Source organism: Mesorhizobium sp. M0909 (genome assembly GCF_040319515.1).
Classification (GTDB): Bacteria; Pseudomonadota; Alphaproteobacteria; order Rhizobiales; family Rhizobiaceae; genus Mesorhizobium.
Genome location: NZ_JAMYOA010000027.1, coordinates 40,730 through 55,044, shown reverse-complemented (window position 1 = coordinate 55,044; position 14,315 = coordinate 40,730). Strand labels below are relative to the sequence as shown.

Annotated in this window: 9 protein-coding genes and 9 pseudogenes; 11 read left to right on the top strand and 7 right to left on the bottom strand. The window is 59.8% G+C overall.

Going from position 1 to position 14,315, the window contains the following annotated elements:
* On the top strand, positions 1-465 hold a 465-nt coding region (locus tag NKH83_RS28475), incomplete at its 5' end, for an IS66 family transposase (RefSeq protein ID WP_352808342.1).
* 85 nt (positions 466-550) lie between these two features.
* Here the strand turns inward: NKH83_RS28475 and NKH83_RS28470 are convergent.
* The 4 genes and pseudogenes from NKH83_RS28470 to NKH83_RS28455 form a co-directional block, all read right to left on the bottom strand.
* The gene (locus NKH83_RS28470; RefSeq protein ID WP_352808340.1) at positions 551-724 is read right to left on the bottom strand and encodes a site-specific integrase; all 174 of its coding nucleotides are present in this window, start codon (positions 722-724) and stop codon (positions 551-553) included.
* A complete protein-coding gene (locus NKH83_RS28465) occupies positions 721-1,380 on the bottom strand; it encodes a hypothetical protein (protein ID WP_352808339.1) in 660 nt (219 codons plus the stop codon). Before NKH83_RS28465 ends, NKH83_RS28470 begins: the two co-directional genes overlap by 4 nt.
* Positions 1,380-2,522, bottom strand: a complete 1,143-nt coding sequence (wecB, locus tag NKH83_RS28460; protein WP_352808338.1) for a non-hydrolyzing UDP-N-acetylglucosamine 2-epimerase — start codon at positions 2,520-2,522, stop codon at positions 1,380-1,382. Before wecB ends, NKH83_RS28465 begins: the two co-directional genes overlap by 1 nt.
* Positions 2,523-2,995: 473 nt before the next feature.
* Positions 2,996-3,456 (bottom strand): annotated as a pseudogene (locus NKH83_RS28455) (IS6 family transposase); the annotation flags it as partial.
* Between the two features lie 268 nt (positions 3,457-3,724).
* On the opposite strand from NKH83_RS28455, the gene NKH83_RS28450 reads away from it, so the two are divergent.
* The 5 genes and pseudogenes from NKH83_RS28450 to NKH83_RS28430 all read left to right on the top strand — a co-directional run bounded on the left by NKH83_RS28450 (position 3,725) and on the right by NKH83_RS28430 (position 6,710).
* A complete protein-coding gene (locus tag NKH83_RS28450) occupies positions 3,725-4,450 on the top strand; it encodes an FkbM family methyltransferase (RefSeq protein ID WP_352808337.1) in 726 nt (241 codons plus the stop codon).
* A 201-nt stretch (positions 4,451-4,651) separates the two neighbouring features.
* Positions 4,652-4,788, top strand: a pseudogene (locus tag NKH83_RS28445) (IS21 family transposase); the annotation flags it as partial.
* A gap of 320 nt (positions 4,789-5,108) precedes the next feature.
* Positions 5,109-5,240, top strand: a pseudogene (locus NKH83_RS28440) (co-chaperone GroES); the annotation flags it as partial.
* 51 nt (positions 5,241-5,291) lie between these two features.
* Positions 5,292-5,921: pseudogene (locus tag NKH83_RS28435) on the top strand (TCP-1/cpn60 chaperonin family protein); the annotation flags it as partial.
* Positions 5,922-5,939: 18 nt separating this feature from the next.
* Positions 5,940-6,710, top strand: a complete 771-nt coding sequence (locus NKH83_RS28430; RefSeq protein WP_352808336.1) for a GntR family transcriptional regulator — start codon at positions 5,940-5,942, stop codon at positions 6,708-6,710.
* Between the two features lie 45 nt (positions 6,711-6,755).
* On the opposite strand, the pseudogene NKH83_RS28425 reads toward NKH83_RS28430, so the two are convergent.
* The 3 genes and pseudogenes from NKH83_RS28425 to NKH83_RS28410 all read right to left on the bottom strand — a co-directional run bounded on the left by NKH83_RS28425 (position 6,756) and on the right by NKH83_RS28410 (position 8,508).
* Positions 6,756-7,153 (bottom strand): annotated as a pseudogene (locus NKH83_RS28425) (S46 family peptidase).
* Positions 7,154-7,223: 70 nt separating this feature from the next.
* Positions 7,224-7,828 (bottom strand): annotated as a pseudogene (locus NKH83_RS28420) (IS630 family transposase); the annotation flags it as partial.
* A 530-nt stretch (positions 7,829-8,358) separates the two neighbouring features.
* Positions 8,359-8,508 (bottom strand): hypothetical protein, encoded by a 150-nt coding sequence (locus NKH83_RS28410; protein WP_023721628.1) that lies wholly within the window; start codon positions 8,506-8,508, stop codon positions 8,359-8,361.
* Positions 8,509-9,275: 767 nt separating this feature from the next.
* Between NKH83_RS28410 and NKH83_RS28405 the strand changes: the two are divergent.
* The 5 genes and pseudogenes from NKH83_RS28405 to NKH83_RS28380 all read left to right on the top strand — a co-directional run.
* A pseudogene (locus tag NKH83_RS28405) lies at positions 9,276-9,893 on the top strand (ISNCY family transposase); the annotation flags it as partial.
* Between the two features lie 596 nt (positions 9,894-10,489).
* Positions 10,490-10,764 (top strand): annotated as a pseudogene (locus tag NKH83_RS28400) (carboxylating nicotinate-nucleotide diphosphorylase); the annotation flags it as partial.
* A gap of 150 nt (positions 10,765-10,914) precedes the next feature.
* Positions 10,915-11,410: pseudogene (locus NKH83_RS31745) on the top strand (transposase); the annotation flags it as partial.
* Positions 11,411-11,762: 352 nt separating this feature from the next.
* Positions 11,763-12,971, top strand: coding sequence for a M16 family metallopeptidase (locus NKH83_RS31740; protein WP_502895636.1), 1,209 nt, complete (start codon positions 11,763-11,765; stop codon positions 12,969-12,971).
* 40 nt (positions 12,972-13,011) lie between these two features.
* Positions 13,012-14,070: a class I SAM-dependent methyltransferase gene (locus tag NKH83_RS28380; RefSeq protein ID WP_352684528.1), complete on the top strand. Its 1,059-nt coding sequence runs from the start codon at positions 13,012-13,014 to the stop codon at positions 14,068-14,070.
* The last annotated feature ends 245 nt before the right edge of the window (positions 14,071-14,315 follow it).

Here is a 14,315-nt window from a genome sequence, read left to right as displayed (position 1 = left end):
ATGGCCCCACTGTGGGCCGCCGAGGAGGCCGTACGCGGCCAGGACCCGGCAGTACGGATAACTGCGCGTCAGGAGAAATCCGCCGTCATCGTTGCCGCTCTCTTTGCGCTGTGGGAAAAGGAGCTGCCCAAGCTGTCGGGAAAATCGAAACCGGCCGAGGCGATCCGCTATGCACTCGGCCGGCGTGCCGCGCTGGAGCGCTTCCTCACTGACGGCCGGATCGAAATCGACTCCAACACCGTCGAGCGCGCCATCCGGCCGCAGACAATTACCCGAAAGAACAGCCTCTTCGCGGGCAGCGACGGCGGCGGACGGACATGGGCCACCATCGCCACCCTGCTGACCACCGCCAAGATGAATCAGGTCGATCCGCACGCCTGGCTCACCCTGACCCTCGAGCGCATTGCCAATGGCTGGCCAAACAGCAATATCGACGCCCTCATGCCATGGAATTACCAGCGCTGAACGGCCTCAGCTGCCCGCTTACTGTCCACTTCGGCCTTGGTGAGGTGGTACGTCACCTCAATCTGCATCCGTTTAATGCGAATCGTCAGCACGCGTTGGGCAACGCCGAAGAACGCCGGGTCGGCGGCAAGCGACGTCGGAAGAAAGATCGGATCGCGGCCAAGCGGGCGTTGCGCGTGGTGACGGAATTGTTCCGCTTCTCCTCGAGTTCGTCGAGAAAAGCGAAAACAAGGTCTCGATCAAGCTCTTCGAGCGTCAACGCCGCCGGCTTCTTCCGCAACCGGGCGGCGGCAAAAGGATCAGCATGCGCAAGGCGTCGCGATAGCTGGCCACGGTCGCGGGAGTCGCGTTCCGCTGCTTGGTCAGGCGCCGGCGGAAATAGGACTCCAGGAGCGGCGCTACGAGCAGGTGTGCGGTGTTCGCTCGTGCTGCGCCTCCATCGAGGGCGGCACGCTCAGGTAGTAGGCCGTGTCGGTGTAACTGGCGTGGCCGAGATATGTGGCCAGCGCCTGAACGTCTGCGCGCTGTTGGTGCCAGAGGCTGAGGCGGGTCACGGCAAACCGGTGATCGTGCGGCCTTAAACGGCTTACCGCCATCAAAGTCGGCGAGTTTACGGACCTCGGCAAAGCCATTTTGCAGGCCGGTCGCCGAGAGGCGGTTGCCCCGGGAACTGAGGACGAATCCCTGATCCTTGGGTATGGGCGCTTCATTTCGGAATCGGGGGCGGGCTTCATCGGAATAGGCACACCACAGCGTTGGAGAAATTGAGATCTCGTCGGATTGTTCACTCCTAGCCATGACCTTCTCTCTTTTGTCGTCATCGCCCGGTCCGGTCAGTTCGATATGGTGGTGTTCTTCGGAGGGCGTGGAGGGCAGCGAACGGTCCCGCGCCACGCCGCTGATCTGGCGGCCCATCAGTTGGCCAGCTGCGACTCGCGCGCGGTGTGCGCAGCAAAATATCTCGCGATTGCACCGATGACCCGAGTTGTCGCCTTTCCATCGCCGTAGGCGTCCACGGGCTGGGCCATCCGTGAATATTCGTCCGGATCGCGCAGCAGCCGGGTCGCTTCACTCACGATGCGGGCGGTGCTGCGGCCCACAAGGCGCGCCGTGCCAGCTTCGACAGCCTCCGGCCGCTCGGTGATTTCTCTTAAAACGAGCGTCGGTTTGCCGAGTGAAGGGCCTTCTTCCTCTGCGCCGCTGCTGTCCGAGATGATGATGTCCGCGCGCAGCATAAGGCTGCAGAAGTTGCGGTACGGCAGAGGATCCACCACCGTAATATTCGCCTGGTTGCTTAAATAGGGCAAAATGACTTCGCGCACTGCCGGGTTCTGGTGCAATGGGATGATGACACGCACGTTCTCCTGACATGATAGCTGCACAAGAGCTCTTGCGATCTCGTGCATCGGTGCGCCCCACGATTCACGCCGATGTGCTGAGGCGACCACGATCCGCCGCGTTTCGTTCTTCAGGTCGGCAAGCGCTGGCTCGGCGAAGGCGGGAGCATTTTCGGCCGCCCAGTGAAGGGCGTCGACGACCGTGTTCCCGGTGACCGTGATACGATCCTCAGCGGCACCTTCGCGGAGAAGATTCTCGCTGCTACGAATCGTCGGCGCCAGGTGGAGATCCGTTATCTGGGCGACCAGGCGCCGATTGGCCTCCTCTGGATATGGCGATGCAATGTTGCCGCTACGCAAGCCCGCCTCGATATGGATGATGGGGATACGGTGCTGGAAGGCGGCCAGGGCTCCTGCCAGGGTGCTCGCGGTATCGCCATGAACGACTACCGCGTCGATCCCCCATTGTTCTATTTGCCCGGAGAGCCTTTCCAGTATTCGATATGTGACCTGCGACAAGGTCTGGCGAGGTTGCATGACGCTTAGTTCGATGTCGGGTCGAATACCGAATTCCGCTAAAGCGATATCCAGCATCTCGCGATGCTGCCCCGTGGAAACAACGAGGGGCTCGAACCTGCGGTCGAGCTTCATCGCGTTAATTACTGTGGCGCATTTAATCGCCTCAGGACGAGTACCGAAAATGAATGCCACCTTGGGCATGATCGTCTCTCCAAATAAATGTGAGCGCGCTCTCTGCTAGTGTCTTGCGTGGCCTGGGGGCGTCGGAGACCGCAGTCGCCAAGGAATCGCATAAGGGGCCATAGGCGCCATCATCAGGGCCGAAGCGAACCACGTCTTGTCCATTCACAGCGGACGACGAGGATGTACCCTTGCCATAGTACGCGATTTGACGCGGATCGCCTTCCTCCATCGCGACTGACCCCGGCATCAATGATGGCGGCAATTGCTGCCGCCACTCCTCAACGAGGAGGCACAAAACTCGTGCCACATTGGCTGATCGAGCTAAAAAACAATTTGTGATTGCTTACAGCTACTTAGCAAACAGAAAAAAGTTCGCCCAACCGAACTTCGTGTCACGGGCCCGACAAAGCCGACACACGACGCAGTCTTAGCGACGAAGAGCAAATCGCTGCGTCGGACAAGCTGGCCGGCTTTGCCAAATGCGGGTCGGCTTTCGACCGGCGCCGGGAGCAATCCTGCAATCGACTTGTCGCATCGCAGGAAACAATGGCTTCCCGGTTGGTCATGCGTCGATGACGATGCGATCAGCACGGTCATGGCGTGCCAACGCTCTTACGCTTGGCGGCCGGCAAATCCCGGGATTCACTGAACCAGAACTCGACGGTGTCGCCGACGCTGTCGATGGCGCGATAGAGGTCCATCCCGCCAGCGGACCTTGATGTAGTTCTCGTCCGCATGCCATTTGCCGGTCACGAGGCGCTTGCGCCGGTTAAAGCGTTCCATCAGCAGCGGCGCGAAATGAACGACCCAGCGATGGATCGTTGAATGATCGACACTAATGCCACGCTCCGCCATCATTTCTCGAAGATCAGCGTAGGCTCAGTCCGTAGGCCAGATGCGAGCGAATGCAAAGCAAGATCACAGATTGGTCGAAATGGCGGCCTTCGAATATCTCAACTCTCCGAGGAACACCGGAGCCCAATGCGCTTGGTTACCAAAAACTTTGCAACACATCCTCGGGAAGTCGCCGGACGGTGGCGCCGATGTCGCGAACCCGACAAAAGTGTCGCGGCCATTCCAGCGGGCGCGCGTGTTTCACTCTTGTTGAGTAAGGAGCACCGCATTCGGCACGTGGCACGCTGATTGCGGGGATTATGAGCAGGGGCCGTCGCGAAAACCGGTCGTAGCGGTCCCCTGTCCAATACATTGGAGGTCGAGCTATGTTGTCCCACTTCGAAAACCAGTCAATAAACCAAGAGGTCGCTAGGCTCAATCTCCCGAACTCTCGGATAAAGCACTTCGCGCCGGCTAGTTACGCACAAGCCGGAGAAGACGTTATTGTCGAAGGAATTCTGGCTGCAAAACTCTACAAGAGTCAAAGATCTTGGGCCAGTGTGTTTTATGTCGAGATCGGCGCTAATCACCCCATCTCGACCTCAAATACCTTTCTTATGTACCAACGGGGCGCGCGAGGTGTTCTGGTTGAACCCAATCCTGAATTGGAAGCGCTGATCAGGACTGCTCGCCCGGAAGACGTTCTCGTTCGATCCGTTGTCTTGCCCGCTCCGCAAGCGTCTGCGACGCTCTTCATCGGAAACGCCCATGAGCTTTCGTCGGTGGATAAAGCACACGTTGAAAGTTTCGGGGACTTCGACGGTATAGGAGGTATCCGAGAACATATCGAGGTGAGCGCGATCGGTATCAATGAACTACTGGCCCCTTATGCCAATAAGATCGATTTCTTATCGATCGATTGCGAAGGACTGGATCACGATCTCGTCAAGGCCATTGACTACGAGTGCATCAGACCTGCTGTCATCCAATGCGAGCCAAACGAGCATTATCTAAAGGGCAATAGGGATCGGATCATCAATGTAATGGAATGCAGATCATACCGGCTTGCTGCAATGACTGACATCAACGTCGTCTTCGAGCGATTGACTTGATGCAGCGGCCCAAATCGAACGCGTCATTGAACGTACACCAAGTCTGCCAACATCCGTCCTCGGGTGCCGCGTGGCAGTCAGATGAAGCGCATATCGCCGCATGTAGCGTAAGCGGGAGCTGAGGCCATTCAGCGCTGGGAATTCCATGGCATGAGGGCGTCGATACCGCTGTTTGGCCATGCATTGGGATCGGCCACTATTCTTATCGAGCCGGTGGCCTGCACTTCAGCGTCGGGTTGGGAGAGGGGTCGGGTCGAGAACCAGGTCAGGCTGGGCCCGAGCGCTTTTTCACCCCAAGGCTGCGCTTCAAGAACCTGGAGGAACTCAACGCCTTGCTGCTGGAGACGGCCTCAGCTCCATGTCCCGCGAGCGCAGGCCCTGAACGCGCCGAAGACGTATTTCATAGGCTCAGGATAGGCCCTGTGAAACTTCGTCTCGTCCGCATCGAGACAACGGTCAATGCGTCCCATGGCGCAATCAACACAGCAGGGCATAAGGGTCGGAACTTCATAGGCCAGTCCACTCTTGGAGAACGGAGCAAAATTAATCCGCATGTGCGCGCGATGCCGAAAAAGGGTCGCGCGAGCCCCGCACCAAGCCCTGTCGGTCCGAATCGGGGTAGCCCTGTTGCAATCTGTTTGTCCTGAAGGAGAACGACATGACGTTCCGTTCATTGGATGACCGCATCCACGTCCGCCGCATCGAAGCCGACGAGAAGACGGCCAGCGGCATCACCATTCCCGACATCGCGAAGGAAAAGCTGCAGGAGGGCGAAGTGATCGCCGCCGGTCCTGACGCACGCAATGAAACCGGCCAGCCTAAGCCGCTGAACCTCGAGGTCGGCGACCGCCGTAAATCGATGCTGGAGGATATCGCGATCCTGACTGGCGGCACCGCCATGAGCGAGGATCTCGGTATCAAGCTAGAGAATGTCGCGCTGGACATGCTCGGCCGCGCCAGGCGGGTGACAGTCGAGAAGGAGAACACCACGATCGTCGACGGCGCCGGCAAGAAGGAGCAGATCCAGAGGCGTGTCACCCAGATCAAGACGCAGATCGAGGAGACCACCTCCGACTGGATCGCGAGAAGCTGCAGGAGCGGCTGGCCGAGCTCGCCGGGGTGTCGCCGTCATCCGCGTCGGCGGCTCGACGGAGGTCGAGGTCAAGGAACGCAAGGATTGGGTCGGCGACGCCATTCATGCCACCCGTGCCGCGGTCGAGGAGGGCATGCTGCCCGGCGGCGTGGCGCTGCTCAGAGCCGCCAAGGCACTCGAGGCGGTCGCCGCCTACAACGCCGACCAGAGATACGGCCCCGATATCGTGCGGCGCGCCATCGAAGCTCCCGCGCGCCAGATCGCGGAGAACAGCGGGGCAAACCGCTCCATCGTCATCGGCAAGCTGCGCGAGGCTGTACCTATGGCTCGGACGCCTAGACCGGCGAATTCGGCGATCTCTTCGGCCAAGGCGTGATCTCGGCTTAAGGAGACCGCATGGTTCAGCCCGGTAGAACTCCATTTCATATTCAGCTCGCGGATATCATTCGGTCTCAGATCGAGAGCGGGGTCTTCAATGCTGGGGATCAGCTCCCCACTCAGATGGAGTTGATGAAACAGCACGAACTCAGCAGCAATACGGTGCGACAGGCGGTGCTTGCCCTTGTCGGTGAAGGCTTGCTTTATCGACGCGCTGGCAAGGGGACGTTTGTTGCCAAGCGTCACATCGGCCGGGACCTGCTCACTTTTTCAGGATTTTCGGAAGAAGCGGTAGCGCGTGGCTTCCGGCCGGGTACCAGGCATATGACGGTCGACTGGCGTTCCGCTGACGCATTGGTTGCAGCCGCTCTCAACGTGCCGATCGACGAAAGCGTGCTGACCATTGAGCGCGTGCAAACGATCGACGGCGAAGTCGTCGCGGTTGAGACGGTTTCGTTTGTCGCGGCAATCGGACGCCAGATGGAAAAGCGCGACCTTGCCGACGCTTCTTTCACCGAGATTCTCGAGCGGCAGCTTGGTGTGGCTCTTGCGCGAGCCAGACAGGAGATAAGGGCCGGCACCGCGCGTACCAGACTGGCAAAAGCACTCGACGTGTCGAGCGGCACTGCGGTGCTGCAAATCGACCGTACCGCCTTCGACTCGAACGATCGGGTTATTTACTTTTCGTCCTCGTCCTACCGGGCGGATCGCTACATTTACACCGGCTGGATCGAACGAAAGAGCGCCTTGGTTACTCAACCACGCCAATTGATCGGCCGGAGCAGATGATGCCCAACTGCGAAGGGATGTGTTGCAAAGTTTTCAGCTAGCTAGTCATGTGAACCTAAAGTTCGCCACATAAGCGCCTTCAACGGCGATGCGCAGCCAGTTCTTGGGCCGGTAGGGCACGTTGTCGCGCGCATATGGCCGGGAGGAACCATCAGGCGCGACATAGGCGCGACAAAAGCCGAAGTGGCCCGTGTGGCGCGGCCACATCCAGTTATCCGTTTGGCCGCCGAAGTTGCCGATGCGGAGCGCGGGCGCATAGACGAGGCGCACGTCCTCAATTTCGAGCTTCTGGAGGAGATAGTAGAGGCGCCGCCATAATGGGCCCCTACGTCGCAACGGTGATTGGGCTGTCCTTCACATGCGGCGATCAGGGCCTTTTTGTTCGTGGCGAGCCGCTCATAGCGGGCAAACCCGTTCAGCTTGTCTGAGACGCTCTTGAGCATTTCGGCGGTCACATCCCGCATGTCCTCGATCACATAGATGCGGGCTGCCGGGCGCTGCTCGGCCTAAACACCTGACGGACGAGAGAATTTCGTCCGCGGACTTGGTCCATCGATAGGGCTTTGGGTTCTCATTGTGGCGCTCGATGAAGGTGCGAATATCGGCCTCGAGCTGGCTGGTTGAGGTATGCACGCCGCGTCGCAGCTGCTTTCGGGTCAGTTCAGCGAACCAGCGTTCGACCTGATTGATCCAGGATGCCGATGTGGGCGTGAAGTGGACATGGTAGTGAGGCCGGCGCGACAGAAACCTGACCAGCGCGGTTTTGTGGTATCCATGATGACGTGGACATCGAGATCGGGCGGCACGTTGGCGTCGATCTGCTTGAGGAAGTCCAGAAACTCGGTCGCCCTGTGCCGCTTGTAGCATTTGCCAATCACAAAGCCGGACGCCACATCGAGCGCCGCGAACAGCGAGGTGGTGCCGTGTCGGACATAGCTATGGGTCCGGCGCTCCGGCACGCCCGGCATCATCGGCAGGACCGGTTGCTCCCGATCGAGTGCCTGGATCTGGCTCTTCTCGTCGACGCTCAAAACCAGTGCCCTGTTGGGCGGTGACAGGTAGAGCCCGACGATGTCGCCAACCTTGTCGACGAACAGTGGATCGCTCGACAGCTTGAACTGGGTGAAGAATTGCCCGCGGCGCCAGGATGGACATTCTGCTGAATTTTACCTGCGGCGCTGTTTCATGGACGCGCTTGGGCACCCCATTTTCTATTGCCCGCCTCGGCTCATGCGGGGCGGGCTTCTTGGCCTTCTGGAGGATTTGCTCACCATGGTTCATAGTGGCGGCGCAACCGTCCGGTGAGCGCCTCACCTGAGGCTACATGGCGGCCGTGGAGATTGCCTCAGGAGCGGCGCCCAATCGGAAACCTTAGCACCTCCGCGTTTTGGCGTGGCTGCTTGAACTCTTCGACGGCAACCGCCTAATTAGCAGGTCCAAGGCTTGGCGTCCCCTTCGACTCATCGGGTCATCGCCACAAAGGTAGTCATACGCTCGATCTAAATGCACTCGGGCGGCGGAAAAATCGCTTGTCATAGGACCCTCTCTAACCACCCCATTGCCGTCTACGAGGTGAAGGTCGCGCAATCGTCAATATTTACAGACAAATTTGAATTAAATCGGGGATGATCGGGGAGTAGCTAGGCCGTCACCCACGGTGACTGAACCGGCCGACATCGGCGCCGAGGTCTCGGCATTCCTCGCGCGCCTGGAGGCCGTAGTCCCCTAACATGATGCCGCCGTCCAGCCCGCCGACGATCACTCGCTGGCGCTCGGTCGGATCATAAATGCCGAGCACCCCGTTCCGACACCACCTCTAACCGGCGTCATTCGATGCGGACGCGGAACCGGCCCGATTTTGCGGCGCAGAGCCAGAGGCGGCGAGGCGGCCGCCCAGGTCCCAGGCCGGTTGGCTCCAAATCGCGCTAGGTCGTGTAGATCAGGTTTGTACACACCACTTAGCTATACGCGGGGGGCGATAATGCCATCGAAGAACAAATGGCGCAGGTATTGGGTATCGATCCGTCGGAGCACCCAATCCCGCCCGCAACGCGGTTCGCAGCCATCTCGACCGATTGGTGGACTCCTGACTGCGGGATCTAAGGAGCTTTTCCTAGCCTATAGCTAAATGGAAAGACGCCCATCCCCTCGATTGAGCCAACCCAGACCCAACCTACTGGACTCCAGAGCGAAAAGAGCGCGTGCGGCTCGTGCGACTTGTGGGGAAAAGTAAATGGCGCCTCGGCATGACTGACTCCGACTGCCTGAGCGCCGGCTTTCAGTGCGCGCAAGGGGAGCGTTCCGGTGGCCAATGCTGCTGTTGGAACGGAGCAGGTGGGTTGTTCTAGCAACACGGTTGAGTGTCCGGGGTGCCAACAATGAACAAATGCGCAGGAACACTCGATCCGCGCCTTCTGCAGGCCTGCCTACAACCTGTGCAAGTGCACAGGTAGCGAAGGTGCGCGCATTCAAGCACGTTTGAGCGTCGGCGCAATTTCCATGCCGACCACCAACGGAGATATCTGCGATGACCAGCAACATGCGGCTAATGAAAGCGAGCGAGATTCCCGCCTTCGTGGCATCAGCACGATAGAGGCGGCAAACGCCTACGCTCCAGAGTTCATGGCGGACTTCAACGCGCGTTTTGGCAAAGAGCCCCGCAATCCGAAGAACATGCATCGGCCCCTCGCCGATCACGAACAGTTGGATGGCGCGATGTGCCATAAAGAGTTTCGCACCGTGTCTAAGGCGCTGACGCTGCGCTACGACAAGGTGCTGTTCATCCTCGATCCAACCGACTTGGCGAAGCGTCTTGCCGGCAAGAAGGTCGTTGTCTGCGACTATCCGGACGGCCGGCTCGAGGTAACTCATGATGGCATCGGCCTGCCCTACAGAACCTTCGACAAACTTCGCTCAGTGCACAGGACTGCAGTCGTCGAGAACAAACGTCTCGATGCGGCGCTGCTGATGGTTGCCGAGATGCAGGAAGCTCGGGAGCTGAAGCGTAGCCAGCACGCTCCGCGGCGAACCGGCCAGACAGACCATATGTTCGGCATCCCAGACGGGAGCGTGGGCAATGGCTATGTGAAGCGCGACCGCAAGCCTGGGCGTCGGCGGGACTTCATGAACGACCCGGCCGTCATTGCCAGACGGGAGGAAGCACTGGCGCGCATGGCGGCCGCTGTCGACCGTGTTGAAGTCACTACCCCGAACAAATTTGGTGCGGGTGATCCGGCAGATTCAGGCAGGGCCAGTGGCCGCCTGGACGATGTTCTCGCATTCCTGATGGAGAATTCGGGCAAGCTGCCGGAAGCCCCGCTGCCCTGATGAATTTTCGGCAAAGTGTAGGCAAGCGGACTGCCTGTGCAGCGCCAGTCCGCCGCGATCTGTCCAGCGGCGGGTCTCAAAGCTAAAGCCAAGGGAGCTTCACTGGAAGGCACCCGATCGGGCTGCGCAACCCCGACCAGCTGACGCCCGATCGGGCGCTCTCGTCGGTGCCAAGAAGGCGCGGCTTCACCGTCGGTGCGACATTTCTACTTTGCTAGGAACCGAAACGCCCTGCCCTACAAGTGTCGCATTTCTAATTTTCCAGCGCTGTCTCATCTCTAACTTGCTTTAACACCTGATCTGGCAAAATAGGAATGTCGCTCCTGCTTGTGCGTTGCCAGTCTCTCGCCTTCGAGAGCGGAGAGATTGCATCTTGACTGAAATCGCATTGAGGCCCTTGTCGAGGGTTATAGAGCGGCGGATGACGAGCGTTGCCGCCGCAAGCGTGGCTGGCGCGAGCAAGCGTAGGTCATCTCGTCAAAATCGAAGTGGAGGTCGATACGCTGATCCAGTTGGAGGAGGCACTTGGCTTCGCCCCCGACGCTATCCTGCTCGACAACATGTCGGTCGATGAGTTGCGCCACGCGGTGGCGATGGTTGCCGGGCGGGTGGTCACCGAAGCATGGCTGCGCAGATTGCTGCGACGGGCGTCGATCTGGTCTCCATCGGCTGGCTGACCCATAGCGCGCCGATCTTGGATATCGGACTTGATTATCGGGACTCATAATCGACTGATGGACGGCACCGGGCGGATAAGTTTTCCGGTCACCGTCAAGCGGCTAGCAGAGAAGCCGTAAAGGCCAGAAACCAAAGAACAGGATGGAAATGGACGCAACGATTTCGACGAAGACGATGCCGCCAGGTCAAGCACATGACTTGGCGCGAAATGCGCAAGAAAGGCTTTCGTGGCCAGATCGGCGTCGTCTCTGAATGGGCGCGGCGCAGACGCCTTGCTGAAAGGACCGATCAAAGCGCACTTGCCCGCACGCCTTCGGCACGAAGCATCGCCAGGCTCATGACGCTGGCGCGTGACGACCTGTCCAAATCGGACGCTGTACTGATCGGGGCAATCGAGAGCAATGTTCCTGACCTCGGTCATCGCGCGAACGCTGATCGACGACTTTCAGCAGATGATCCGATCAAAGGCGGCCGCAAAACTGGACACTCGGCTGGACGGCGCGAAGGCAAGCCTCGTCGGCTCCTTTGCAAACAGGGTCGAAAAGGACATCGCCGCAGTCCGCAACGCCATCATCTCTCCGTGGTCGAATGGCTAGACCGAAGGCCAGATCACCAAGCTCAAACTCATCAAGCGGCAAACGTACGGCCGCGCCAAGATTGATCTGCTCCAGGCGCGCCTTGTCGGTGCAACTTAGGCTGTGGCCGCAGCGAGAGTGCCGAATGAGGACCCCGTTTAAGGGGTGATTCTCGTCCAAACGGTTCGGATGGGCGGTCGTCCGCCAGCAACTTCTCCTTGCTAAGTAATCCGGCATCCTCGAAGGCCTCGCGCCAGTTCGAAGCGCATTCATATCCCCTCCGCAGCAGCACGCGCAAGCATCGTCACAAGCCCCGAGCCGCTTCGCGTTCGGCGCTGTCCAATTTCCGACAATGTCGGACACGCAACGTAGCAGGGTCAGATCTACCAGACTGCGTATAAATGGTTTTCTCATTTGGCACGGTACATGCACCATCATCCGCAAACACGTGCCCGACCAAAGAAGACGTCGCATGATCACCTCACCAAAACATACCGCCGCCGCGGAACAAATCACTTCGCCCCGAACCTTGCTTATCGTCCGTCCCGTCACCACAACCGGAGCCATCCGCTTCGTCTTCGACGGCGGCACCACGCAGGACTCGGCTGACAAGGAGGGACTGGCCAATTTGATGACCGGCCTGTTCGACGAGGGCGCCGGCGATCTCGACAGCGATGCCTTCCAGGTGACGGTTGACCATGCCGGGGCCGAGATGAGCTTCGACGCGCAGCGCGACGGCATTTATGACAGATGCGCATGCTGCCCGAACGGAAGGACGCCGCCTTCGATCTGCTCAGGCTCGCGCCTAACAGCCCCCGCTTCGACCAGGAGCCGGTCGACCGCATCCGCGCCAAGCGGCGCCGAATCTACGGCACGCATCCTTATTCGAGGCCGGACGAGGGGCACCAAGGAGAGCCTCGCCGGCATAACGCCGGTCGATCTAGGCGCCCTCCACAAGGCCGCTTTCGTCGGTGACGGGCTGCACGTAGCGGTCGTCGGCGATATTGATGCCAAAGGCCTGAGTGAAAGGCTCCACGACTCGGTCGGCGATTTGCCTCAGAAGCAGGCGATCGCGCCGGTGGCCGATGTCGCCCCGAGCTCGGCCGGCGTAATTGGTCGCCTACGACCCGCCGCAGACTTCGCTGCAGCTTGTTTTTCCCGGCATCGGACGCAGCGACTCGGAATTCTAAGCCGCACAGCTGATAAGCAAAATACTCAGAGGCTCGCCATTTACCTCACGTCTGTTCCAGGAAGTGCGCGAAAAGCGCGGCCTTGCTTACGGTATCCATTCCAGATTGAAAGACTACCAGCATTCCAATGCGCTTGTCGTGACCACGGCGACGCGCGCCGACAGGGCGGCCGAGACGCTCGGCGGATACGCCACGTGATCAGGGAGTTGGCGGAAACAGGGCCGACAGAGGCCGAGCTAAAAGCGAGCAAGAAATATCTGATCGGCACCTATGCTACCAACAATCTGGATTCCTCCAGTTCGATTGCAGCCACGCTTGTCGGGTCTTGGCACCGGCTACACCAGCGCCGCGCCGCCCACATCGATCGACCAAGTCGAGGCAGCGGCGAAGAAGCTGCTTTCGGCCGAACCCGCCATTATGGTGGTCGGCCCGCGCGTGGACGCCAAAGAATGGGCCCGGGCTCCAATTTCGCCATTCTTCTCCCCTTGTGAGGCTTTTCCTGGGAGAGATCGAGCCCAAAGGGAGATTCCGATGTCTGAAGCGAGTCAGGAAAAGTTGGACGCATTCTTGGGGAAAATGGTCGGCGATCTCGGTGCGATCGCTACGGGCGCGGGAGTCTTGCTGGGCGACAGACTCGGCCTGTTCAAGGCATTGCGCGAAGGCGGCAAGATGACGGCCGCCGAACTTTCGACACGCACCGGTACCCAGGAGCGCCTTGTAAGGGAATGGCTTTCCGGGCAGGCGGCGGCGGGCTACGTCGACTACGATGAAGCCAACGACCAGTTCTATCTCAACGCCGAGCAGGAGCTGGTGTTCGCCGATGAAAATAGCCCGGCCTTCATGGCTGGCGCATTCGAGTTCCTATCCGCGCTGTGGCTCGATGAAGAAAAGGTGAGGCAAGCGTTCCAGTCCGGCAAGGGCGTTGCATGGCACGATCATAGCGCGTGTCTGTTTCGCGGCACGGAGCGGTTCTTCCGTCCAGGCTATAATGCCAATCTGATCGACTCCTGGCTGCCGGCCCTGGAGGGCGTAGTCGAGAAGCTCGAACGCGGCGTGGAGGTCGCGGATGTCGGATGCGGTCATGGCGCATCGACGGTGCTCATGGCACGTGCTTTCCCCAATTCGCGCTTCGTCGGCTTCGATTATCACGCCCCTTCGATCGAGCGCGCCCGCAAGGCCGCCGAGGAAGCCGGCGTCGGCGCCAACACGCGCTTCGAGGTCGCGGCCGCCAAGACCTATCCCGGCACCTATGACCTCGTCGCTTTTTTCGATTGCCTTCACGACATGGGCGACCCGGCGGGCGCCGCCACCCATGTCCACGGGTCGCTCAAGCCGGATGGCACGTGGATGATCGTCGAGCCGTTCGCGCATAATCATCTAGCGGCGAACCTCAATCCCGTCGGACGCGTTTACTATGCCGCTTCCACGTTCGTGTGCACGCCCGCATCCCTGTCGCAGGAAGTCGGGCTCGGGCTTGGCGCCCAGGCCGGCGAGGCGAGGCTACGCAAGGTGGTGACCGGCGGCGGCTTCAAGCGATTCCGTCGCGCCACGGAGACGCCGTTCAACATGGTGCTGGAGGCCCGTCCCTAGCGCGGCCGTCGCTAGAAATTGCAGCTCATCGCTTTATGGTGAAGATCTCGTCAAAATCCGAACTCACAGTTATCGACAAATTTTCAGAGGCGTCACTCCCCTGACATCAGATTGGAGTTGTTAGAAGCCAACAGTAGTTGAAGGCACACGCAGCCAAGCTCGTCGCCTAGACTAGTTCGGTGCTCTCAGAGAAGCCAACTCCGAAGACCGTACTCCGCTCAAACGCGCAGTCTCTCCACCTGAAC